Below are 21,279 nucleotides of genomic sequence, written 5' to 3'. Positions count from 1 at the left end.
CGCCATGTCTGAGAACACCTCTGTTGAAAACAACCGCAGCATCCGCGACTGGGCCGACCTCGCTGAGGAGATGTGGTCCTATCTCACCGGTAAAGGCGCAGCCGTCAACTACAGCTTCATCGATATGACCATCGAGGTCCCCCGGGACATCGGACCGGATGCGCCGCGCGCAACCTGGAAGTTGAACGGCACCGTGCGGGTCACCACTAGTGACAACGACGCGCCGGGCTCCGACACCCACCGGCGCTGATCGTGGCACAGCGTGTCCGTCTGGACATCGACCTGACCTTTTCCCGCTCCCAGAACGACGACGACGGCACGCCGCAGGCGCTCAACGGCACCGTGAGTGCCGCCGGGTCAGAGGTCACCATCTACTGTGACGATCCAGCCGCAGCAGGAGGCGGCCGGGGTTTTCCCTCACTGGACGGCGTGCGGCAACTGGCAGCGAGCCTTGCAGACCAGGGTTTGACGGTGACGATCGCCGGGCCCAGCGGAAGGCTGGTCAGTATCGGGAAGGTGGAAACCTCCATGGCCCAGCGCCTCATGACGCGATCGCCGCATATCCGCGCGGGATCCATCGCGGCGCTGGCGCCCCTCATCAGGGGAGCGAACTGGCAGCAGGGATCGAGCGCGCCGCTGCTGCCGCCGTCGACCCCGTTTCCCCTGGTGCCCACCGTGAACCGCCGCATCCGACGGCAGGTGACCACCACCCACCACACGCCGGGCAGCGGACGGCCACGGCTCATTTTCGTTCAGGATTCCGACACCTGGAACGGCCAGATTCCGCGGGAGGTTAACCTGGTCGGGGAGAAGCTGGTCATCGGCGGTTCACCGGAGGCGGATCTGGTGCTCGACGGGCTCGAACCCGTTCATGCCACAGTGGAACACAACGCCGACGACGAGTACGTCCTGATCCCGCACGGACCGGTGCGCGGCAGCGTCCAGCCCGACGGGCCATCGATTCTGAGGACCGGCGCGCGCGTGCAGCTTGGCGGCTGGTGCCTCGCCTTCTTCCGCGAGGAATATGCCGACCACGGCAGGCCTTTCGGGGGACGCAGCGGGGGCGAGTTGGCCTATCAGCGACCGCAGTACGACCCCCGGACGGGCACTGTGGAGGAAGACGGCTCAATGGGTATCGGTGACTACCGGCAGAATCCGCACTAACCATGGACAGCGTGGAGCTCCTCCTCGATGATCCCGGGGAGGAGCACCTCCTCTCCGACTGGGACGTGCTCAGGCGTGCCGGCCTTCCATCACAGGCCAGCCACACCGCCACGTCAAACCGCCCTCACATCACCCTGCTCGCCGCTCCACGCATCCCGGGCGAGCACGACACCGCCCTGGCCTCAATCGCCCAGGCGTTGCCGCTGCCCATCCACATCGCGGGGCTCGTGCTTTTTCGAACCGGGCGCGGGCAGGTGCTGGCGCGCCTCGGCGTCGTGAGCGGCGCACTTCTGGAACTGCATAGGGCAGTGCATCACACCCTCATGGACATCCCGGGTGTTGCCGGAAACTGTGTGCCTGACCGGTGGGTACCGCACATCACGCTCGCTCGGGGAATGGACGCGGGCCAGGTCGCCCAGGCGACTGACCTTTTACCTGCCCTCAACGGACAGCTCCTGCTCACCACACTGCGGCGCTGGGACAGCCACGAAAAGACGACGACGGAGCTGGCCTTACGCCAGTAGCGCGGTCACGATGATGAGCGAGGGGACCGCCAGCGCGGAGGTCAGCACCACTACGTCGCGCGCGATCGGGACTCCGCGGTTGTAGCGGCTGGCGAAGAGGAACGTGTTCTGCGCGGTGGGCAGGGCGGACATGACGACTGCCCCGAAGAGCAGCTCGTCCTCCAGGCCGAAGGCGAAGCGGGCCAGCACGTAGGTGATGACCGGCATGAACGCGGTTTTGATGAGCGTAGCCACGATGACTTCGGTCCGTACTCCCCGCGCCCCGAGGGGGCGGCTTCCACGCAGGGACATACCGAACGCGAGCAGGACCAACGGCACTGCCGCTCCGCCGAGGAGGACGAGCGGTTCATAGACCGGCTCCGGAATGTCCAAACCGGTAAGCGCAACCAGCACCCCGAGGATGGACGCGATGATCATCGGGTTTCGCACCGGTTGGCTGGCGATTCGGGCGAAGGACGCCTTGCCGCCCGAGGAGATGTCCAGAAACGCGAGGTAGAAGGGAACGAGGATGAGCAGCTGCACCAGGAGGACAGGCGCTACGGGCGTGGCATCTCCGAGGGCGTAGACGGCTATGGGGATGCCGATGTTATTTGCATTGACGAATGACCCGGTCATCGCGCCGACCGCCGTTTCTGCTGCCCTCCGCCGGAACCAAAGCCGGCTCAGCAGGACGTAGAGCAGGGCAGAGGCCACCGAAGCCAGCAGGGCGACCGGCGCGTAAGCCGAGAACACGGCCTGCAAGTCAGCCGTCGCGAGGATGGTGAAGAGCAGTGCCGGGTTGGTGATGAAGAACGCCGTCCGGCTGAGTACCTGGCCGGCGTCGCGTCCTGCAAGTTCGTACCTCCCGGCAAGATAGCCGACAAAAATGACCACGCCCACGATGGCGAAGCCGATCAACACCCCCGCCATCGCCGGCCCCTATCCCTGAGTAAGACTGTTTAGCGGAGGTGATCCACGAGGGCATCCGCGATGCCTGTGTAGGTTCCCGGGGTCAGTGCCAGTAGGCGTTCCTGTGCTTCAGCGGAGAGACCGAGCCCAAGCACGAACTCACGCATCCGCTCCGCATCCACGCGCTGCCCGCGCGTGAGGTCCTTCAACCGCTCGTAGGGGTCTTCCATGCCGGGGGTCCCGGCGATTGCCTCTGCCCGCATCACCATCTGGATTGCTTCACCCAGTACCTCCCAGTTGGTGTCGAGGTCCGCGGCCAGGACCGGTTCCGCGACATCCAATCGCTCAAGGCCCTTCACCACATTGGAGATGGCCAGCAGTGAATGGCCGAAGGCCACACCGATGTTCCGTTGGGACGAGGAGTCGGTCAGGTCACGCTGCCACCGGGAGGTCACGAGGGTGGACGCCAGGACATCAAGGAGCGAGCAGGAGATTTCCAGGTTGGCTTCGGCGTTCTCGAACCGGATGGGGTTCACCTTGTGCGGCATGGTTGAGGACCCGGTGGCTCCCGCCACCGGCACCTGCGCAAAGTATCCGATCGAGATGTAACTCCACACGTCCGTGCAGAAGTTGTGGAGGACGCGGTTGAACCGCGCGACGTCGGCGTACAGCTCCGCCTGCCAGTCGTGGGACTCGATCTGGGTGGTGAGGGGGTTCCAGGTCAGGCCCAGTCCCTCCACAAACTCCCGGGCGATGCTCTGCCAGTCGGCGCCGGGTACCGAGGCAACGTGTGCGGCGAACGTACCGGTAGCACCATTGATCTTGCCCAGGTACTCGGTGCGGCGGATGCGCTCAAGCTGCCGCTCCAGACGGTGCGCCACAACCGCCAATTCCTTGCCCAGAGTTGTGGGGGTAGCCGGCTGCCCATGGGTGCGCGAGAGCATCGGGACGGACCGGGATTCCTCAGCCATCGCTTTGACCTGCTGCACGAGGGAGGCGGCGGCCGGAAGCCAGATGTCCTCCACAGCGCCTTTCACACCGAGCGCGTAGGACAGGTTGTTGATGTCCTCCGAGGTGCACCCGAAGTGGACCAGCGGCTTGAGGCGGGCGATGCCGATGCCTTCGAGTCGGCTCCCGATGAAGTACTCCACGGCCTTGACGTCATGGACTGTGACCCGCTCGATCTCCGCAAGTTCACTGACTGCGCTTCCGTCGAACGTGCTGACGATTTCCCGCAGCGCTGCTTCCTGTTCGCCGGTGAGCGGAGCTGCGCCCGGCAGCACGCTCTTGCGGGTGAGGTGAATCAGCCACTCCACCTCCACGTGCACGCGGTCCCGGTTCAGCGCCGCCTCGGAGAGATAGTCGACCAACGGAGCAACGGCTGGACGGTACCGTCCGTCAAGCGGTCCCAGTGCGATGGGGACCTGGCTGTCTCCCTGGTGGATTGAAACGGACGCAAGGGTGACCCGGGATGAAGGAGTGTGCGGCATGTAGCCAATCATTCCATGAGCGGGGACTTCCGCCCCATGCGTGACGACCCTCCACAACGGCCGGATGCAGGCGAGATGTCCACATACCGCCTGTGCGGTGGGCGGAGGCAGTCCGGCTGAACCTACCGTTTTGGGCAGTACATCAAACTCAAGGAGGGGAAGGCATGTATCGGAGCCCGACGTCGGGGCTCGCTCATGAGCAGGAGCCTTCGGAGGTGGTTCGCGACTTGGCGAGACAGTTACGCGTGCAGGCGGAAGCCATTGACCTGGTGCTGAGACGGCTGAGGGCAGCAGAACACCTCGATTGGGAGTCTCCGGCCGGCCGTAACTTCCGGTCCTTTCTTGGGGAGCGCACCACCTCCCTCGTTGTGACAACTGCTCGCTTGCGTGAGGCTGCGGTATCGATGGACGCCTACGGAAGCGCACTGCAGCTGGTTCTGAACGGCTCCCAGGTATGACCGCGGGGCACAACCTTGCACCGGTTCACAACCCGCCCGATGTCGACGGCGTTGCCAAGGTGATCGGAGGGGTGGGCGGCATCCGATTCCAGTGGGAGGAGCTGGAAGCCGGCGCGCGGATCGTCGCTGACGCAGCCAAGGACCTGGAGGGAGTGTGGAGCGATATCAAACAGGTGGAGTTGGGGCTGTCGGTCGCACGAATGAGCAATGACGTCATGTCACCCGGTATACCTGCTGCACTTGGCGCTTCTGCCGCGGAGGAGATTCAGACGGTCCTTCAAAAGCTCGCAGAGGGCAGCTCCAACTTGGAGGAAACTGCAGGCAGAATCAGAAGGAGCCGGCTGGCTTATGAGTTGGCTGAAATCGCCACGAGGGACTACCTAAGCCACGCGGCCGCCCAGCTTCTTCCCTCCGCATCGTACGTATCAACGCCGCTGACCCTGCAGCGGACGGGGAGCGATTCGGTCGTGTTGCAAGGATCGGTCGAGGGTTTGCTGTCGCAGGTTCCTCATGCCGCGGCTGAGCCCGGGTCTGCCTTCGAAGTCCTGGAAGTGCAAGGAAAATCTGAACCGACGTATGTCGTGGTCATTCCGGGGACGGAGATGCGGGATCCCGAACTTCCCTTCGGTCCGGGGGGAGTCGTTGAATCAAAGTTGGCGGACAGCGAATACGTGGGTGCTGCTGTCGCGAGCGCGCTTGAGGAAGTTGGTGCCGAGGAAGGCGCCCATGTAGTGCTTGTCGGTTACAGCCAGGGAGGAATGCATGCTGTGAATCTGGCGAACAGCGGGCGAGTGGGAGACCACTACTCGGTTGAGTTTGTTCTGACGGCGGGCTCACCCATTGCTGAGGAGGACGTGCCGACGGGGACCACCTTCCTTCACCTGGCTCACGAGAAGGATCACATTCCGGCTCTCAATCTGGTTCCCGTCGCGGACAGGCCCAACCAGGTGTCGGTGGTGCTCGACCACCAGCTGAAGCACGGGGAAGGCGCGCACAAAATCGACAGTTACCGGCAGGGTGCGCAGGCCGTGGACCTGAGCTCCCACCCGTCCATCGCTCCGGTCACGGCTACCCTCGGCACTGTTGTGGCGGGAGGGGTTGCCAAGCGACACGTCTTCCAGCTGACCCGTTCACCGTTCACCGGCGCGCAGCCGGCTTCACCGAAGGAGCCTGTCAGCGAACCCCGGATGAGGGAAGGCTCAGCGCCTCGTGCCGGTGATCGTCCCGGCCACAAGTGAGACCAGACTGATGATGATCGCTCCCAGTACGGCGGTCCAGAAGAAGTCATCGACGACGAAATCAATCGGGGTGAGCGAGGTAAGCCACGAGGTCAGCATGAGCATGCCCGCGTTGATGATGATCGTGAACAGGCCGAGGGTGATGATCGTCAGCGGAAGCGAGAGAAGCGAAACCACCGGCCGAACGAGCGCATTGACCAGACCGAACACCAGACCCACGAAGAGATAGGACACAACACTTGTCACGGTGCCGTTGCCGGACACCTCAGAGCTGGCTTCAGCACCCAGTTCTATGCCGGGAAGTAACCACGCTGCCACCCACAGAGCGAGCGCATTGATAAGGACTCTCACGATGAACCTGAGCATTTACTCATGCTGTCATACGAGGTGCCCAAATCCCGTGGTCGAATGAAAGTTCCCGCTGCTCAGGTCCGGCCCCTGTGCGACTGCCTCCCAGTACGCTTGTGCACATGAGCGCACCAGAAAACCAGGCCGATGTTGCCGCGGAAGAGGTAACACGCATTCACCCCCGGCGCGTACTGGGCCGTCTTCCCCGTTACGCAGCCGGCAAACCGCCGGTAGTCGTGGAAGGCCTGGAGAGCTACAAGCTCTCCTCGAACGAGAACCCTCTGCCGCCGCTGCCCGCGGTGCTGGAAGCCATCTCCGGGCAAACGCAGGTGAACCGTTACCCGGACCCCATGACAACAACCCTCCGCACCGAACTCGGCGGGTTCCTTGGGGTTCCGCCTGAAGACATTGTGACCGGGGCAGGAAGCCTCGGCGCGCTCAACCAGATACTCGCTGCCTTCGCGGGCCAAAATGACTACGACGCTCCCGACGAGGTCATCTACCCATGGCGATCCTTCGAGGCTTACCCCATCTGTGTGGGGCTGGCTGGAGCCATGAGTGTCCGGGTTCCACTACTCCCGGACTCTTCGCACGACCTTGACGCCATGGCAGCTGCAATCACAGACCGAACCCGGGTCATCCTGCTCTGCACGCCCAACAATCCGACAGGCCCCGCGCTCACGGAACAAGAAGTACGGAGTTTCCTCGAGCGCGTTCCGTCAAACGTCGTCGTGGTTCTGGATGAGGCGTACGTGGAGTTCGTCCGGAAAGCCGGAGCAGTTGATGGAATTCAGCTGTACCGCGACTATCCCAACGTCATTGTCCTTCGTACGTTCTCCAAGGCCCACGGCCTGGCGGGGCTGCGCGTGGGGTATTCCATCTCCCAGCCGGAGCTCACGGAGCACCTCCGTGTCAGCGCTACGCCCTTCGCAGTTTCGCAGATCGCCGAGCACGCAGCGGTCACCTCGCTACGCCACATCGATGAGGTCAGGGAGCGGGTGCAGGCCCTCGTCGACGAGCGAACCCGCGTAACCTCACGGTTGAAGGAGCTGGGGTGGCACATTCCGGAAGCGGAAGGTAACTTCCTCTGGCTCGCACTGGGCGAACAGACCCCGGAGTTCGCTGCGCTCGCTGAACAGCATGCGCTCTCCGTTCGAGCTTTCGGGACCGAAGGCATCCGGGTGAGCATCGGAGAACCCGAGGCAAACTCGCGGTTCCTGGAGCTCTGTGCCGGATATCCCAGCGGTCCGCGTGCCCTGACCGTTCATAAATAGGCGGCAGGCGTTGTCATCGTTACTCTAGGTAGACTGCGCATGCACTGTAGTGCATGAACATGCCGAAAGTATACTGCCCACGGAATATTACCTGCGAGGAACCAGAGTATGGCAACACCCCGCCTGCCTGCAGCCGAGTTCGATGCAGAGGATCAGCTCGACGCGCGCCACCTCCCCGAGCACCCGACCGACCCGTCAGGGATGGTCCAGATGCTCACGCCCGAAGGCGAGCTGAAAGACTCTCCTTTCCGAGGCTATGCGCCTGCGGACGATGAACTGGCTGCCCTTTACCGGGACATGTACCTGATCCGTCGCTTTGATCAGGAAGCAACTGCGCTGCAGCGCCAGGGCGAGCTTGCCCTCTGGGTACCCATGCGTGGCCAGGAGGGCGCGCAGATTGGTTCGGCCCGAGCCATGCAATCGCAGGATTACGCCTTCCCGACCTACCGCGAGCATGGCGTTGCCGTCGCACGCGGGGTTGCGCTCGCGGATCTGCTCAAACTGTTCAGGGGTGTCACCAATGGAGGCTGGGATCCGAAGGACTCCAACTTCCACCTCTACACCCTGGTGCTTGCCGCCCAATGTCTGCATGCGGTCGGCTACGCGATGGGAATGCAGCGGGACCAACTCGTGGATCAGGCCCTCCCCAAGGCAGCTACGGTTGCCTACTTCGGGGACGGTGCAAGCTCCGAGGGAGACGTCCATGAATCGATGGTTTTCGCAGCGTCGTTCAATGCACCGGTGGTCTTCTTCTGCCAGAACAACCACTGGGCGATCTCCGTGCCGACCGAGGTTCAATCGCGTGTACCGCTTGCTCACCGCGCGCATGGGTACGGCTTCCCCGGGATCCGCGTGGATGGGAATGACGTCCTGGCGGTGCAGGCGGTGACCCGATGGGCGCTCGACCGCGCCCGTAACGGGGGAGGACCCGTCCTGATCGAGGCCTTCACCTACCGAATGAGCGCACACACCACGGCGGATGACCCAACCAAGTACCGGCTCGCCGCCGAGGAAGAGCAGTGGGTGGCGCGCGATCCGCTGACCCGCGTCGAGGAACGCCTGCGCGCTACGGGCACGGGAGACGATTTCTTCAAGGAGCTCGAGGAGGAAGCGAAAGGTCTCGCCGGAAAGCTCCGGGCGGCCGTCCTGTCCATGGAAGCACCCGGGCTGGAACACCGCTTCGCCACTACCTACGCGGAAGCGCACCCGCTCATCCAGGAGGAACTGCAGGCCTGGAAGGACTATGAAGCCGGATTCGACGTCGAGGGAGGTTCACGCTGATGCCCGTCATGACCATAGCTAAGGCAATCAACGAGGGTCTTCGAGCCGCGCTTGGCGCCCACCCCACTTCACTGTTGATGGGCGAGGACATCGGTGACCTCGGGGGCGTCTATCGCGTCACCGAGGGCCTGAAGGCGCAGTTCGGGCCGGACCGCGTTGTGGATACCCCGCTCGCCGAATCCGGGATCATTGGGACGGCCATCGGGCTTGCGCTGCGTGGCTACCGCCCAATCTGCGAGATCCAGTTCGACGGGTTTGTCTTCCCGGCCTTCAACCAGATCACCACGCAGCTTGCCAAGATCCACGCTCGCAGCGATGGTCTCCTCACGGCGCCGGTCGTCATCCGAATTCCTTACGGCGGCGGTATCGGCAGCGTTGAGCACCACTCCGAGTCGCCCGAAGCCCTTTTCGCACACACCGCGGGCCTCCGAATCATCACACCGTCCAACCCACACGACGCGTACTGGATGATCCAGCAGGCGGTCACCTGTGCGGATCCAGTGATCGTCCTTGAACCCAAGCGCCGCTACTGGCTGAAGGGTGAAGTGGACGTGTCGGCCGTGCCGGCGAGTCCATTCCAGGCCGAGGTCCTCCGTGAGGGAACCGACGCCACCATCGTCGCCTACGGCCCTCTGGTTCCCGTTGCCCTCGCCGCAGCCAACGCCGCCGCCGAGGACGGCTCGAGCATTGAGGTCATCGACCTGCGGTCTATCTCGCCGATTGACTTCGACACGGTGACAGCGTCCGTGCTCAAGACCGGCCGGCTGCTGATCGCGCATGAAGCGCCGACCTTCGGCGGCATCGGCGGAGAGATCGCAGCCCGGATCACCGAGCGTGCCTTCCTGTCCCTCGAAGCGCCGGTCACGCGGGTCGGTGGCTTCCACCTGCCCTATCCCACGGCGCGCACCGAAGAGCACTACCTGCCGGATCTCGACCGTATCCTGCATTCGCTCGACACAGTCCTCGCCTACTAGAAGGATTCCCATGACGCTGAACACCTTCAACCTCCCCGATGTGGGCGAGGGTCTGACGGAAGCCGAAATTGTCCGCTGGCAGGTCCAGCCCGGCGCAACTGTTGCCGTCAATGACGTGATCGTGGAGATCGAAACCGCCAAGTCGCTGGTTGAGCTTCCCTCTCCTTACGCCGGTGTGGTCGCTGAACTCCTTGTTCAGGAGGGGGAGACCGTTGAGGTGGGAACCCCCATCATCTCGGTCTCCGACGTTCCGCTGGAGAATTCCGGCAAGACGGGAGAGCCACCATCCGCCGCACATGTGCCCGGCGAGCTCGTCACGCCGCCCGCGGCGCCGGCAACATCGACGGATACCAGCGCGCCGCTGGTGGGAACCGGGCCGAAGGCCGACTCCTCCCGACGCAGGCCCCGCGCCGGCCGTCCCAGCCCTGTTGCCGCCCAGACAACGACGACGGCGCCCGCTCCCGCTCCAGCGCAGGTTCCCGCTGCGCAGCCGGCCTCCGCTCCGCCGACGACCTCGGGCGCAGTGCGTCGGGCGCTCGCGAAGCCGCCCGTGCGCAAGGCCGCCCGCGACCTCGGCATCGACCTGGCCGATGTGCCCGCCACCGGCGGGTCCGGCGAAGTCACCAAGCAGGACCTCCTCAGCTATCAGGCGCAACGGGATGCCGAGCAGGACCACGCGCCGTCGTTCTGGGGTGCAGCCAGCCGCCCGCAGGACGAGCGGGTGGAACGGATTCCAGTGAAGGGCGTACGCAAGGCCACCGCCCGCGCGATGGTGGAGAGTGCCTTCTCCGCACCGCACGTGAGCATCTTCGTGGATGTCGACGCCTCCCGGACCATGGAGTTTGTGAAGCGACTCAAGGCTTCGCGCGACTTCGAGGGCATCAAGGTATCGCCGCTGCTGATCCTCGCGAAGGCCGTGATCTGGGCAGCAGCGCGTAATCCGTCAGTCAATGCCACCTGGACTGATCAGGAGATCCTGGTCAAGCACTTCATGAACCTCGGCATCGCGGCCGCCACACCGCGCGGGCTCATGGTGCCCAACATCAAGGACGCCCAGGACCTCTCGCTCAAGGAGTTGGCCGTAGCGCTCAACGAGCTCGCCCTGCGCGCCCGCGCAGGAAAGACTCAACCCGCGGAAATGCAGGGCGGAACGCTCACCGTCACCAACATCGGCGCGCTGGGCATCGATACCGGAACCCCGATCATCAACCCGGGTGAGGTGGCGATTGTGGCGTTCGGAACCATCAAGCAGAAGCCCTGGGTGCTCGACGGCGAGGTCATACCTCGCTGGATCACCACCCTCGGCGGCTCCTTCGATCACCGCGTGGTCGATGGTGACCTGAGCGCGCGGTTCATGGCCGACGTCGCCTCCATCCTTGAGGAACCGGCCCTGCTGCTCGACTGACGTGCACGGCCGGCAGCACCGGCGGACCGGATCGGCCGCTGGTGCTCAGGCCTTGACGGAGTTGCTTTCGATCGCAGCCTTCAGGATCGGGGCCAGGCGGCGTATGCCCTCCTCGATCTCCTCCGGAGAGACTGCGCTGAAGGCGAGGCGCAGTTCGTTGGACGGTTCGTCCGACGGCGTGAATGCGGCGCCCGGAATGAAGACGACGCCGGCGTCGATCGCCTGGTAGAGCAGCGGGTAGGTGTCTACTCCTTCGGGAAGGGTGACCCACACGAAGAAGCCTCCGTCCGGCGTCGTCCAACTGACGCCCTCCGGGAGGTGCTCGGCGAGGGCCTTCAGCATGGTGGAGCACCGCTCACTGTAGAGGGAGCGGGTGGTGGAGAGGTGCCCTTGCCAGTCGTAGTCGCTCAGGTAAGCGGAGACAAGCATCTGGGTCAACGGCGCCGGACAGAGCACCACTGCCTCACACGCCAGGTAGAACCGCCGGTGCAGGTGGCGCGGAACAAGCGCCCAGCCAAGGCGTACCCCGGGCGCGAAGATCTTCGAGAATGAACCGAGGTAGATGACGTCGTCGGGGTTGTCCGCCCGCATTGGCGGCAGGGGATGACCATCGAAGCGGAGCAGGCCGTAGGGGTTGTCTTCGAGAATGAGGATGTTGTTGGCCCTGCAGATCTCGACGATGCGTTGACGCCGGTCTGCAGCGAGCGTGATGCCGCTGGGATTGTTGAAGCTGGGGATGGTGTACAGCAGCTTGATGCGACGACCCTCGGCGAGGAGATCCGCGATGCGCTGCTCCAGCTTCTCCGGCACCAGCCCCTGGTCATCCATCTCGATGGCCTGCACGTCCACCTGGTAAGCCTCGAAGGTGTTGAGCGCGCCCACGTAGGTGGGGTCTTCACAGAGGATCACGTCACCGGGATCACAGAAGACCTTGGCGGCGACGTCCTGGGCAGACTGGGAGCCGGTTGTCACGACGATGTCGGCCGGGTCCGCGTCCATGATCCCTTCCGCGGCCATCACGTCGCAGATGTGCTGCCGGAGCTGCTCCATCCCCTGACCGCCGCCGTACTGCAGGGCCTCAAGTCCGTGCTCGGAAATGATCCGCCCGGCCGTCTTGCCCAGGTCATCCAGGGGCAGCGACTTCAGGTAGGGGCTGCCGCCGGCGAGTGAGACCAGCCCTGGACGGATGGAGATATCGAAGACGTCGCGGACCGCGGACTGCTTGATGTTGGCGGCTCGTTCCGAGAATAGGTGCTCGTGCCGGTGAGCCGATTCGACCGCCCGTTCGAGGGCTACCTCCGTTTCGGCGGGCAGCAGCGTCGAGTTCAGTTCATCCTGGGAAGTCACGCGTCGAGTCTAGAGGACCCGTTCACCGTTAGGCAACGGAAGTTGACTAAATCCACCCCGCCTGGTGAGCCTTGATGCCCGCCTGGAAGCGGCTGTCCGCCTGCAGGGTCTCCAGCATCCAGGCGATATGGCGCCGGCAGGTGCGAACGTTGATGTCCAGGCGTCGGGCTATCACCTCGTCGGAGTAGCCCGCGGCCAGACCCTTCAGGATGGCCTGCTGGGTGTTGTTCAGCGGGGATGGATTCGGGTCATCGATGAGGAACGGCTCGCTGAGCTCCCACGCGAACTCGAACAGTTGCGTGAAGATGTGAATCAGGTGCGGATCCCGAACCACCAGGGCTGCTTTGTCATCATGCCTGAGCTGACGCGCTACAAGCGCGAGCTTCCGGTCGAAGATGAGCATGCGCAAGGGAACCCGGGGTAGCGCGCCGAACTGTCCGCCGCCGGCGCTGATCGCCGCGACCGCCTTGCGGGTTGGCACGTGGTCCCGGGTGCTGATGTCGTACAGCGTCTTCCGCTCCACGCCCTTGCTGAGAAGCTCAAGATCCTTACGGACGTTCTCCTCGTGCACATCAGCCGTGGAGCCCTGACCGGGCTGGGCAATCAGCACCTTCTCCGTGACGTCCCTGCCATAGTCGATCAGGACCCTATGGATGAGGTGCGGATCCTCGAGCGTCTCTACGGATGAGCTCGTGATGACGCCCTTTCGGGCATCGAGGTACGTCGGCACCAACGTGGAAAGCTCACGACGCCGGGCACTGATCCTTGACCGCAGGTCCTGCACCGCACGCTCGTCAGCATCGACAAGATCTGCCAGGGCGACGTCCGGTGAGACGGCGACATAGGCGTGGGAAGAACCGTTCTGCTCGCTGAGCAACCGGCGCTCCACGAGCACTTCCATGGCCGAGTCGATCTCCCGTAGGGTGTACCCCAGTGCGTCTGAGGCTGCGGACCTCGTCCATCCGGGGTTGCCAACTGCATAGCGGTACAGCTCAATCGATATGCCGTCGAGCATCCCCGGTTCCCCTTTCCGACGTGACCGAGTTCTTATGGGTAGCCTACAGACCCGGTGTTCGAGTGCGATCCTCCGTTTGTTGCACCGACCGTAGCGCAGAGGCCGAAACCGCTCGTGAAAAAACATGACATGTCAGTTTAATGACATGTAAGGGAAACCTCGCCACAAAACCGTGCACATGGCCTTGGATCCGCGGGTTCAGGCGTCATTGCGGCGCCCTGGGGGCGTCTGTGAGAGTGGCGACCAAGGCTCAAATGTCCTCATCAGGTCATGTCCTGAATAGGGTGCCCTCCCAAGTGGACAACCGTCAGCCGTGGCACACATGCTGGGATCTACCGGCTCGACGGCGAGCGGGATCGCGTCACACGCAACCTTGACGGAAGGGAACGTCCAGTGAAGAAGATTATCGGCGCGGCCGCAGGCATCCTCGTAGCAGCCGCGGCTCTGGCACCGGCAACCCCGGCAGTTGGAGCAGCAAGCTGGGATTGGCCAAAGACCGTAACCGCAAGCTGGGACTGGCCAAAATAAGTCCATCCTCAAAGAGTTCCTGGCCTTCAACGCTGAAGCCGGAACACCCACAGACTCGCCCCAGCGGGGGTAACCATTAGCCCAAAGGAGGATGCCATGAGTCAGCTGACAGCAGTTCGAACCGCCTCACGAACAGCACCCAGCGCTCAATGGTGGCATCTCTCCACACAAGCAGGCGGCTTCGATGTAGCGGACGGCATCATTGGAGACCTGGTTACCCCGCTGGCGGCGCAGGCACAAGTACTGCGAGCTGGAAGATGGTTCTACACGCGGAGTGTAGAACCATCTTCTGTTCAGGTTCGGCTACACATCCTTGCTCAGCCCGGCACCATCGAGCGGTTGCAGGCAGTGCACCAGGTTCTCGTGAAGCGCAACAGCAGCACATTGGCCCCCCTGCCTTACCGCCAGTCCATCTCAACGCCTGCTACCAGCGGTTACTACCTCCGTGGAGCCGAGGACGCTGACCCTCAGCTCGAAGCAGAGCTCTTCAAGTACGGCGGCGTCGAGGGCCTTCAGTTGGCGGAGGAAGTCTTCGAGCTGTCCTCGGAGCTCGCAGCCTGGGGAACGCAACGGTTCTCAAGAATGCACAGCCGTTCGGCTTTCGCCGCACTTATCCTTTTCGATTCCGCTCGGAGCATGATGAAGGGTTCACGGTCCGCGAGCTGGGCCGATCGCCGTCGGATTTCCTGGGATTACTACTGGGACAGCCATCTCAAGACCTGCACACCCGACCTCGGTACACGCGGATCTGCTGTCCGCGAGGCAATGGCCAACCAGGTGAGCGCCAAAGCCCCGGCTTTCCAGAGCCTCATGGCCGCAACCGCTGCCGAATCAGCCGTTCACAACTGGCGACGCCGCTGGTTCCGAGCAGTAGACAACTACCTCTACCGGGCAGACAAGGCGCGCGTAAGCCGCAGCGCCCAGCACCTGACCGTTCACCAGGCGCACATGACCCTGAACCGTCTGGGTTTCAACTCCCGTGAGGAAGCAGTTCTGGGCTTGTATGCCCGCACGTGGAGCGCGGACCGTGAACGAGCCCTGTTCAACCGGAACTGACCACTCCTGCTCGATCGTCGCCACCTAGACGAGAAAGGAAAGTGCAGCATGGCCCACCACAAAGATGTCATCCTCGCCGCTGACGCACACGACCTGAGTAAAGCATTGGGATGCTCCCCCGACACCGTGGAGGATCTCCGCGGAATGGGTGTCATTGCTTCCCAGGGAGAGCTTTGGGAAGTCGGAGCGGCGCGCGACTACCTCCGCGACGCGGTGTGGGCAGACAATCTTTGGCACTGACCTCCGCAGACGTTCCACCAAAACTTCGTAAACATCCCCTAAAAGCAGCAGCCCGGACCCCCAGGGTCCGGGCTGCTGCTTCAGTTTGCTAGCCGTGAGGCTGCTCCACGGCGATGTCCTCCAGCGGCCTCTTACTTGGCGTCAAGCACTCCGCCGTCACGAAGCCGGCTGATCAGGGAGCTGAGTTCCAGGCGAAGCGTTGTGCTCGTCTCGGCAAAAAGCGCGTCCTCCAAGGTGCGCGCGTCGGCGAGGGTGCTGGCTCCTGCGTCGGTGATCCTATGAACACCCTGCTGCGTCTCGACGAATCCAAGCTGGGTAAGTTCAATGAGGGAGCGTTCACTGACCGACTCCGAGAGGAGGCACTGCTCGGCGATTTCCCGCGCCGTAGCTTCGCGCAGCTCTGCCAAGCCACTGAGCACAGAGAGGTCGAGCGGAGTGAGTCCCAACTCAGCCAGCTGGGAGTGCAGGTGCTGCTGCACAAAGTGGGCTGCTGTGGTGAGCATGAGGCGAGTGGAGTGTGTGTCCGTGGGGGCGCCGTCGTCGTGGGTAGTCTCGATGGGCGCAGAGGAAGCCGGCAGATCACTGCCGAGGTCTGTAGAAATTTGAGCGCTGGGCTCCGGTGCGGTGGCCATAGGGTCCCTTGGTACGAGGAATTCCGTGGCCACTGCTTGACCGATCAACGATCCTAGTACGGCTTCGCTCAGCCCGTAAACTCGGAGTCTGAATGCCGCGTCATGCCGAAGGCGGACTGCGGCCCTAGGGTTGGGGCATGGACACAATCAGGACTGCCCTCATTGGATTCGGTCTGGGAGGGCGTGTTTTCCACGCTCCCTTCATCAACGCGAACAGCCGCTACTCGCTCGATGTTGTTGTGACCTCCAACGAGGACCGGATCGCGCAGGTGCAGGAACAGTACCCGTCGGCCCGGATCGTGCACACAGTCGATGAGCTATGGCAGCAGATGGATCATCTGGACCTCGTCGTCGTGAGTACACCGCCGGCCACCCACGCCCCGCTCGCGGAGCGGGCGCTGCGGGAGGGCGCAGCCGTCGTCGTCGATAAGCCGTTCGTGGTGAACTCGGCCGATGGTGAGCGGCTCATCGACATCGCCCGGGAGGAGGGACAGTTGCTCACCGTCTTCCAGAACCGGCGGTGGGACGGCGACTTCCTGACGGTGCGGAAGCTCCTCGAGGAAGGCAAGCTCGGCACGGTGCGGCGGTTCGAATCCCGGATGGAGACGTACAAGCCTCTGGTTACCAAACCATGGAAGGCCGCGAGCCGCAGTGAAGACGGCGGCGGCATCCTCTACGACCTTGGGCCCCACCTGATCGACCAGGCACTGCAGCTGTTCGGGGAGGCCGAGCTCGCACACGTTGAGCGCGCTGCGCACCGTGAGGCCGAGGGGCCCGACGACGACGTCTTCCTCGCCCTGCGGCATTCTTCCGGCGTCATCAGCCACCTCTGGATGAACGCGCTGGCACCTCAGGCGGCGCCGCGCTTCCGGATCACCGGTTCGGAATCGGCGTACACCAAGTGGGGAGTTGACGTGCAGGAAGCCGCTGTCGATGCGGGCATGCTGCCCACCGATCCTGGGTACGGCGTGGAGGACCGGCTCGCATGGGGCCTGCTCGGCTTCGACCATGAGGCCACGCGTTTGCCTACGGAGAAAGGCACCTATCCCACGTTCTACGAGCTCCTCGCGGCGGCCCTGCAGGATGGGGGCGAAGTGCCTGTGGATCCGGCGGACAGCCTGCGTGCCCACCGGATCATTGAGGTGGCCCACACCTTCTAGACCAGCCGGCGCCAGTCCTCGGTGAGCTCAAGACCGTGCGCTACCGACACGGAATGGTGGGCAACGGCGCCGTCGGCAATGTTCAGGCCGTGCGCCAGTGCGGGAATCGCCTCGAATGCGCCGCGCACACCCTTGTCAGCCAGTGCAACGGCATAGCGGAGGGTGACGTTGGTCAGCGCGTAGGTGGACGTGTTCGGGACGGCGCCGGGCATGTTGCCCACGCAGTAGAACAGCGACTGATGCACCGTGAACGTCGGATCCTCGTGCGTGGTGACGTGGGAGTCCTCGAAACAGCCGCCCTGATCCACCGCGATGTCCACAAGGACGCTGCCCGGCTTCATGCGGGAGACCATGTCATTGGTGACCAGCTTCGGTGCCTTCGCTCCCGGGATGAGAACGGAGCCGATCACGAGGTCTGCATCGAGCACGGCGCGCTCGATCTCGAACGCATTGGACACAATGGTCCGGATTCGTCCGGCGTACTGCGCGTCGAGTTCCCGCAACCGCGCGATGTTGATGTCCATGACCGTGACGTCAGCACCGGTTCCAACAGCCATCGCCGTGGCGTTGGTACCGGCCACGCCGGCGCCCAGCACAACCACCTTCGCCGGACGCACGCCCGGTACGCCGCCCAGCAGCAGCCCGGGACCTCCCGCAGGCGCCGTCATGACCTGCGCGCCAACCTGTACGGAGAGGCGACCGGCGACCTCGGACATCGGCGCAAGCAGGGGAAGCGCCCGACCGTCCTGAACGGTTTCGTAGGCGATCGCGGTCACGCCGGATTCCATCAAAGCGTGGGTCAGCTTCGGTTCAGCAGCGAGGTGCAGGTACGTGAACAGGATCAGGCCCTTGCGGAAGCGGTGGTACTCCTCGGCGACGGGCTCCTTCACCTTCATCACCATGTCCGCGCGCGCCCAGACGTCATCGGCGTCGTCGACGATTTCTGCGCCCGCTGCAACGTATTCATCGTCAGTGATGTTGGAACCAACGCCCGCGGATCGCTCCACCAGGACCGTGTGGCCGTGCGTGCGGAACTCGTGCACTCCCGATGCCGTAATGGCTACGCGAAACTCGTTGTTCTTCACTTCTTTGGGGACGCCGATGATCACGGGATTCTCCGTCTGCTGTCAGGGTTCTGAAGTTGGGCAGGAGCTTGTGACGCCTGCAACTACAGGATACGAGCGGCGCTGCCGCGCGGACAGGGGCGGAACAACCGGCTTTCAGGCACCGGAACGACGACGGCGGGTGCGGGGGGCGTCGTCCGGTCCTACTGCTCCGCACACGCAAGCGGAAGGGAAGGAAATGTGATCGGGACCACTAACATGGGACCCGCACGTCCTCCAGTCGACAATTGTCGAGTTGTGGAGCGCCAAGTGTCGTCGCCGCGCTTCTACGATGGGGGAATGCAAACAACGCAGGTCGAGCTCGAGGTGGAGCGGATAGCCGAACGGCTGGGCCGCGGGCTCTCCCTGGAGGACCTTGACGGCATACTCATCGCGTACAGCAGCCAGCAGTCGTCGGCCGACCGCGTTCGCGTCAACTTCCTGCTGAGCAAGAAGGTTCCTGATGACGTCAACGCCTGGCAGCGGCAGCACGGCATTACGACGGCGGTGCGTCCCGTGGCCGTTCCGGCCAACCCGGAGCTGGGGATGCTTGGGCGGGTATGCGTCCCCCTGCTGGTGAGGGGCTTTCGCGTTGGGTACCTGTGGGTGCAGCAGGACGCCAGTGAGGACACAGCAACGCACATCCTCAAGCAGCTGCCGGCAGTGCGCGAGGACATTGATCGGCTCGCCGCGCTGCTGCTCGAGGACAACACCGCAGGCTCCGAGCACCGAACCCGCCGGGAGAGGATCTTCCTTGGGGCTGTTTCCGGAGACGGCCAGTCGTTGGAGGAGTGTGCGGGGTGGCGGGAACTCGACGGCACGTCACCGTGGCAGCTCGCAGTGTTGCTCGACCGTCCGACGGGTGCCCGCGAAGGGGTGGTGGACTCCCACGACGCCACCCTGGCCCGGCGTACGGCGGCGCTGCAGGCTACGGTGGGCGCCGACGTCGTCGTTTTCAGTGCAGGCGAGGCGTCGCACTCTGTCCTGCTGCTTCGCTACCCTGCCGGCCGTACCGATCTGGCGACGGTGCGCGGTCGTTACGGGAAGCGGCTGGCGGCCTTGACGGGAATGGACGCTTCGCTGACCAGCGGGTTCAGCGAATACTTCTCAGCGCCAGATGGTCTGGCGGGTGCCTATGCCCAGGCAAGGTCCTCAGTTCAGGCCGCCTCAGTTGATCCGCAATTGGGGGACGCGGTCGATTACCGCTCGATCGGTGTGTACCAGTTCCTGGCCGGTGGCGGTTGGCAGGCTTCTGCGCCGCGGTCGGTCTACTTCGCGGAACTCGAGGATGCGGACCGGGCCAATGAACTCCTCCCGCTGCTGGAGCTTCTGTATGACAAAAACGGTTCAGTGCAGGACGTCGCCCGGCAATTGCATCTGCATCGGAGCAGTGTCTACAACCGGCTGTCACGGGTCCGGTCAATCGTCGGTGCAGATCCATTGAGCGGGCCTGTCCGGCTCGAGCTTCATCTGGCGCTCAAGGCGCGTCGGTGGTCACGTCGGCCTCGCATCTGACTTCTTCTGTGAGGCCAGCCAGGCATCGATGGCGTCCCGTCTGATGCGACGGTGAGTTCCCCGGTATTCGACCGGGATGACCCCGGCGTCGGTCAGGTTGCGCAGGTAGGTGTGGGATATTCCCGCCGCCTCAGCTGCCTGGGACGTGGTCATCGTCTCCGCGATTGAGGAAACCGTGACGGAATCGCCCGCCGCCAGCCGTTGCAGGAGGTCGACGACGGCGTCCCTCGCCTCCCCTGGAAGCTTGACGGCTGTGCCGTCCACAAACACGGTGACATCGTTGTTCTCGGCCAGGGTTCGCGCCAGCGAACGGCGCGCCGCGTTTGGGAGGGCGGGGGCGATGCGGGAGCGGGGCCGGGTCATCCTCCTATTTTGCCCGTACAGCCGGTTATTACTTAGAGGAACTTCCTAAATTTGTGCACAAACGGTATCGTTATTAAACCTTAACTAAGCGAGCTTAGTTGTTGCTTCCGAAAATCATTGCTGTTGGATGGTGACAAACGATGACAATAATTGATCCGGAGCGTCGGAGTACCACGCTGCCCTCAACGGGCCAGCTTGCGGAGCGCGATGGGGCGCTTCCGTGGTGTGATCGATGCCGAACCGACGAATTCCTCATTTACGAGGACTTTGTACCCGCGCGAGTCTCCTCCGAAGGGCGCGACCTCCTTCCCGCCAGTGTCAGCTATTCCTGTTCCCTCTGCGGTTCCTTCAATGGACACCAGGTTCCTCCGATGTGGAGCCCGCCGCGTTGGTTCTGGTACAGCTGACCGTCCCTCAACATTCGTGAAAGCCCTCCGGAACTTACCCGGGGGGCTTTCGTTCGCCGGGGGTTGTCAGCCGCGTCCAATAAAGGGCATGCCGCTGGCCGTGATGATGACGGTGCCAATACTGGCCGACGCCGGTAGCTCCGCCATGTGCAGCACCGTGCGTGCTGCTTCTTCCACCGGGAAGGTGGGTTCGACCCGGCGGGAACCGTCCGCTTGCAGCGCCCCAACACCCACTCCGAGCGTTGTCATGAGCTCGGTATGCGTATTTCCGATGTCGATCTGGCCGCACGTGATGCCGTAGGCACGTCCGTCGAGTTCGATCGACTTGGTCAGTCCGGTCATCGCGTGCTTGGTCGCGGTGTAGGCAACCGATCGAGGCCGGGGAGAGTGCGCGGCTATCGAGCCGTTATTGATGATGCGGCCACCCTGCGGGTCCTGGTTCTTCATGCTCCGGAATGCTTCTGCGGCGCAGAGGAACGATCCGGTCAGGTTGGTCGCCACGGTGGCCGTCCAGTCCTCCACGCTGATTTCATCGATCGCACCTGCGGGACCGTAGGTCCCGGCGTTGTTGAAGAGCAGGTCGAGTCTGCCCCAGTGTTCGCGGACCTGCGCGAAGAGATGGGTGACGTCGTCGGGCCGGGTGATGTCGGTTGGAACCACTGAGGCAAGATCCCAGCCGGCGGCGGTTTCCTCCAGCGCTTCCCGACGGCGTCCCGCCAGGGCGACTGCCCAGCCTGCATCCAGGAGGGCGTGCGCCACAGCACGTCCGATGCCTGAACCCGCGCCGGTGACGACGGCGGTGCCTGGGCGGGGATGGAGTGGCTCGTTCATCGCGTCTCTGTCAGCCCTTCTGGTCGGCATTCTCATCT

Annotated in this window: 24 protein-coding genes; 14 read left to right on the top strand and 10 right to left on the bottom strand. The window is 63.8% G+C overall.

What is annotated here, in order from left to right:
- Nucleotides 1–4 precede the first annotated feature (4 nt).
- Genes M1D74_RS16440 through M1D74_RS16430 form a run of 3 tightly spaced genes read left to right on the top strand, consistent with a single transcriptional unit; the run spans nucleotide 5 to nucleotide 1,688 of the window.
- Nucleotides 5–250 (top strand): hypothetical protein, encoded by a 246-nt coding sequence (locus M1D74_RS16440; RefSeq protein ID WP_309071026.1) that lies wholly within the window; start codon nucleotides 5–7, stop codon nucleotides 248–250.
- Nucleotides 251–252: 2 nt separating this feature from the next.
- Nucleotides 253–1,164, top strand: coding sequence for an FHA domain-containing protein (locus M1D74_RS16435; protein WP_458116047.1), 912 nt, complete (start codon nucleotides 253–255; stop codon nucleotides 1,162–1,164).
- A gap of 2 nt (nucleotides 1,165–1,166) precedes the next feature.
- Nucleotides 1,167–1,688 carry a 2'-5' RNA ligase family protein gene (locus M1D74_RS16430; protein WP_458116046.1) on the top strand — a complete coding sequence of 174 codons (522 nt, stop codon included), beginning with the start codon at nucleotides 1,167–1,169 and terminating at the stop codon, nucleotides 1,686–1,688.
- Here the strand turns inward: M1D74_RS16430 and M1D74_RS16425 are convergent.
- Nucleotides 1,677–2,597, bottom strand: a complete 921-nt coding sequence (locus tag M1D74_RS16425) for an AEC family transporter (RefSeq protein WP_309071023.1) — start codon at nucleotides 2,595–2,597, stop codon at nucleotides 1,677–1,679. The genes M1D74_RS16430 and M1D74_RS16425 overlap by 12 nt on opposite strands.
- Nucleotides 2,598–2,626: 29 nt before the next feature.
- On the bottom strand, nucleotides 2,627–4,066 hold the full coding sequence (purB, locus tag M1D74_RS16420) for an adenylosuccinate lyase (protein WP_458116045.1): 1,440 nt from the start codon (nucleotides 4,064–4,066) through the stop codon (nucleotides 2,627–2,629).
- A 164-nt stretch (nucleotides 4,067–4,230) separates the two neighbouring features.
- Here purB and M1D74_RS16415 point away from each other — a divergent pair, with 164 nt between their 5' ends.
- The gene (locus M1D74_RS16415) at nucleotides 4,231–4,524 is read left to right on the top strand and encodes an SgrR family transcriptional regulator (protein ID WP_309071021.1); all 294 of its coding nucleotides are present in this window, start codon (nucleotides 4,231–4,233) and stop codon (nucleotides 4,522–4,524) included.
- Nucleotides 4,521–5,762: a hypothetical protein gene (locus M1D74_RS16410; protein WP_458116044.1), complete on the top strand. Its 1,242-nt coding sequence runs from the start codon at nucleotides 4,521–4,523 to the stop codon at nucleotides 5,760–5,762. The genes M1D74_RS16415 and M1D74_RS16410 overlap by 4 nt, the downstream gene beginning before the upstream one ends.
- Here the strand turns inward: M1D74_RS16410 and M1D74_RS16405 are convergent.
- Entirely contained in the window at nucleotides 5,724–6,128 is a 405-nt protein-coding gene (locus M1D74_RS16405; protein WP_458116043.1) for a phage holin family protein, read from the bottom strand. The genes M1D74_RS16410 and M1D74_RS16405 overlap by 39 nt on opposite strands.
- Before the next feature lie 104 nt (nucleotides 6,129–6,232).
- Between M1D74_RS16405 and M1D74_RS16400 the strand changes: the two genes are divergently transcribed.
- The 4 genes from M1D74_RS16400 to M1D74_RS16385 all read left to right on the top strand — a co-directional run bounded on the left by M1D74_RS16400 (nucleotide 6,233) and on the right by M1D74_RS16385 (nucleotide 11,044).
- On the top strand, nucleotides 6,233–7,384 hold the full coding sequence (locus M1D74_RS16400) for a histidinol-phosphate transaminase (protein ID WP_458116042.1): 1,152 nt from the start codon (nucleotides 6,233–6,235) through the stop codon (nucleotides 7,382–7,384).
- A 108-nt stretch (nucleotides 7,385–7,492) separates the two neighbouring features.
- Nucleotides 7,493–8,665 (top strand): pyruvate dehydrogenase (acetyl-transferring) E1 component subunit alpha, encoded by a 1,173-nt coding sequence (gene pdhA / locus M1D74_RS16395; protein WP_458116041.1) that lies wholly within the window; start codon nucleotides 7,493–7,495, stop codon nucleotides 8,663–8,665.
- Entirely contained in the window at nucleotides 8,665–9,639 is a 975-nt protein-coding gene (locus M1D74_RS16390; protein WP_458116040.1) for an alpha-ketoacid dehydrogenase subunit beta, read from the top strand. Before pdhA ends, M1D74_RS16390 begins: the two co-directional genes overlap by 1 nt.
- Nucleotides 9,640–9,649: 10 nt before the next feature.
- Nucleotides 9,650–11,044 (top strand): dihydrolipoamide acetyltransferase family protein, encoded by a 1,395-nt coding sequence (locus tag M1D74_RS16385; RefSeq protein ID WP_458116039.1) that lies wholly within the window; start codon nucleotides 9,650–9,652, stop codon nucleotides 11,042–11,044.
- Between the two features lie 45 nt (nucleotides 11,045–11,089).
- Here the strand turns inward: M1D74_RS16385 and M1D74_RS16380 are convergent, their stop codons facing one another.
- Both M1D74_RS16380 and M1D74_RS16375 read right to left on the bottom strand, forming a co-directional pair.
- On the bottom strand, nucleotides 11,090–12,391 hold the full coding sequence (locus M1D74_RS16380; protein ID WP_458116038.1) for an aminotransferase-like domain-containing protein: 1,302 nt from the start codon (nucleotides 12,389–12,391) through the stop codon (nucleotides 11,090–11,092).
- Between the two features lie 46 nt (nucleotides 12,392–12,437).
- Nucleotides 12,438–13,406 carry a LuxR C-terminal-related transcriptional regulator gene (locus tag M1D74_RS16375; protein ID WP_458116037.1) on the bottom strand — a complete coding sequence of 323 codons (969 nt, stop codon included), beginning with the start codon at nucleotides 13,404–13,406 and terminating at the stop codon, nucleotides 12,438–12,440.
- A 393-nt stretch (nucleotides 13,407–13,799) separates the two neighbouring features.
- Between M1D74_RS16375 and M1D74_RS16370 the strand changes: the two genes are divergently transcribed.
- From M1D74_RS16370 to M1D74_RS16360, 3 genes are all read left to right on the top strand, one after another.
- Nucleotides 13,800–13,934, top strand: coding sequence for a hypothetical protein (locus M1D74_RS16370; protein ID WP_309124169.1), 135 nt, complete (start codon nucleotides 13,800–13,802; stop codon nucleotides 13,932–13,934).
- 96 nt (nucleotides 13,935–14,030) lie between these two features.
- Nucleotides 14,031–14,990, top strand: coding sequence for a lantibiotic dehydratase C-terminal domain-containing protein (locus tag M1D74_RS16365; RefSeq protein ID WP_458116036.1), 960 nt, complete (start codon nucleotides 14,031–14,033; stop codon nucleotides 14,988–14,990).
- A 48-nt stretch (nucleotides 14,991–15,038) separates the two neighbouring features.
- On the top strand, nucleotides 15,039–15,230 hold the full coding sequence (locus M1D74_RS16360) for a hypothetical protein (RefSeq protein ID WP_458116035.1): 192 nt from the start codon (nucleotides 15,039–15,041) through the stop codon (nucleotides 15,228–15,230).
- Between the two features lie 131 nt (nucleotides 15,231–15,361).
- Here M1D74_RS16360 and M1D74_RS16355 read toward each other — a convergent pair whose 3' ends face one another.
- Nucleotides 15,362–15,862, bottom strand: a complete 501-nt coding sequence (locus M1D74_RS16355; RefSeq protein WP_458116034.1) for a helix-turn-helix domain-containing protein — start codon at nucleotides 15,860–15,862, stop codon at nucleotides 15,362–15,364.
- 137 nt (nucleotides 15,863–15,999) lie between these two features.
- Between M1D74_RS16355 and M1D74_RS16350 the strand changes: the two genes are divergently transcribed.
- Nucleotides 16,000–17,022 (top strand): Gfo/Idh/MocA family protein, encoded by a 1,023-nt coding sequence (locus M1D74_RS16350; RefSeq protein ID WP_458116033.1) that lies wholly within the window; start codon nucleotides 16,000–16,002, stop codon nucleotides 17,020–17,022.
- On the opposite strand, the gene ald is transcribed toward M1D74_RS16350, so the two are convergent.
- Nucleotides 17,019–18,131, bottom strand: coding sequence for an alanine dehydrogenase (gene ald, locus M1D74_RS16345; protein ID WP_458116032.1), 1,113 nt, complete (start codon nucleotides 18,129–18,131; stop codon nucleotides 17,019–17,021). The genes M1D74_RS16350 and ald overlap by 4 nt on opposite strands.
- A 294-nt stretch (nucleotides 18,132–18,425) precedes the next feature.
- On the opposite strand from ald, the gene M1D74_RS16340 reads away from it, so the two are divergent.
- On the top strand, nucleotides 18,426–19,640 hold the full coding sequence (locus M1D74_RS16340) for a PucR family transcriptional regulator (protein ID WP_458116031.1): 1,215 nt from the start codon (nucleotides 18,426–18,428) through the stop codon (nucleotides 19,638–19,640).
- Here the strand turns inward: M1D74_RS16340 and M1D74_RS16335 are convergent.
- The 3 genes from M1D74_RS16335 to M1D74_RS16325 form a co-directional block, all read right to left on the bottom strand.
- The gene (locus tag M1D74_RS16335) at nucleotides 19,620–20,003 is read right to left on the bottom strand and encodes a helix-turn-helix domain-containing protein (RefSeq protein ID WP_458116030.1); all 384 of its coding nucleotides are present in this window, start codon (nucleotides 20,001–20,003) and stop codon (nucleotides 19,620–19,622) included. The two genes, M1D74_RS16340 and M1D74_RS16335, sit on opposite strands and share 21 nt — an antisense overlap.
- 182 nt (nucleotides 20,004–20,185) lie before the next feature.
- A complete protein-coding gene (locus tag M1D74_RS16330) occupies nucleotides 20,186–20,362 on the bottom strand; it encodes a hypothetical protein (RefSeq protein WP_458116029.1) in 177 nt (58 codons plus the stop codon).
- 114 nt (nucleotides 20,363–20,476) lie between these two features.
- The gene (locus M1D74_RS16325; protein ID WP_458116028.1) at nucleotides 20,477–21,241 is read right to left on the bottom strand and encodes an SDR family oxidoreductase; all 765 of its coding nucleotides are present in this window, start codon (nucleotides 21,239–21,241) and stop codon (nucleotides 20,477–20,479) included.
- Between the last annotated feature and the right edge of the window lie 38 nt (nucleotides 21,242–21,279).

This window comes from Arthrobacter sp. D2-10 (genome assembly GCF_054161285.1).
Note: the sequence above shows the minus strand (reverse complement) of the source record. Positions and strands in the feature narration are given on the sequence as shown.

Coding starts and splice junctions, on each gene's coding strand:
- M1D74_RS16440 (WP_309071026.1), top strand. CDS start 5: ATGTCTGAGAACACCTCTGTTGAAAACAACCGCAGCATCCGCGACTGG.
- M1D74_RS16430 (WP_458116046.1), top strand. CDS start 1,167: ATGGACAGCGTGGAGCTCCTCCTCGATGATCCCGGGGAGGAGCACCTC.
- M1D74_RS16425 (WP_309071023.1), bottom strand. CDS start 2,597: ATGGCGGGGGTGTTGATCGGCTTCGCCATCGTGGGCGTGGTCATTTTT.
- purB (WP_458116045.1), bottom strand. CDS start 4,066: ATGCCGCACACTCCTTCATCCCGGGTCACCCTTGCGTCCGTTTCAATC.
- M1D74_RS16415 (WP_309071021.1), top strand. CDS start 4,231: ATGTATCGGAGCCCGACGTCGGGGCTCGCTCATGAGCAGGAGCCTTCG.
- M1D74_RS16410 (WP_458116044.1), top strand. CDS start 4,521: ATGACCGCGGGGCACAACCTTGCACCGGTTCACAACCCGCCCGATGTC.
- M1D74_RS16405 (WP_458116043.1), bottom strand. CDS start 6,128: ATGCTCAGGTTCATCGTGAGAGTCCTTATCAATGCGCTCGCTCTGTGG.
- M1D74_RS16400 (WP_458116042.1), top strand. CDS start 6,233: ATGAGCGCACCAGAAAACCAGGCCGATGTTGCCGCGGAAGAGGTAACA.
- pdhA (WP_458116041.1), top strand. CDS start 7,493: ATGGCAACACCCCGCCTGCCTGCAGCCGAGTTCGATGCAGAGGATCAG.
- M1D74_RS16390 (WP_458116040.1), top strand. CDS start 8,665: ATGCCCGTCATGACCATAGCTAAGGCAATCAACGAGGGTCTTCGAGCC.
- M1D74_RS16385 (WP_458116039.1), top strand. CDS start 9,650: ATGACGCTGAACACCTTCAACCTCCCCGATGTGGGCGAGGGTCTGACG.
- M1D74_RS16375 (WP_458116037.1), bottom strand. CDS start 13,406: ATGCTCGACGGCATATCGATTGAGCTGTACCGCTATGCAGTTGGCAAC.
- M1D74_RS16365 (WP_458116036.1), top strand. CDS start 14,031: ATGAGTCAGCTGACAGCAGTTCGAACCGCCTCACGAACAGCACCCAGC.
- M1D74_RS16360 (WP_458116035.1), top strand. CDS start 15,039: ATGGCCCACCACAAAGATGTCATCCTCGCCGCTGACGCACACGACCTG.
- M1D74_RS16355 (WP_458116034.1), bottom strand. CDS start 15,862: ATGGCCACCGCACCGGAGCCCAGCGCTCAAATTTCTACAGACCTCGGC.
- M1D74_RS16350 (WP_458116033.1), top strand. CDS start 16,000: ATGGACACAATCAGGACTGCCCTCATTGGATTCGGTCTGGGAGGGCGT.
- M1D74_RS16340 (WP_458116031.1), top strand. CDS start 18,426: ATGCAAACAACGCAGGTCGAGCTCGAGGTGGAGCGGATAGCCGAACGG.
- M1D74_RS16335 (WP_458116030.1), bottom strand. CDS start 20,003: ATGACCCGGCCCCGCTCCCGCATCGCCCCCGCCCTCCCAAACGCGGCG.
- M1D74_RS16325 (WP_458116028.1), bottom strand. CDS start 21,241: ATGAACGAGCCACTCCATCCCCGCCCAGGCACCGCCGTCGTCACCGGC.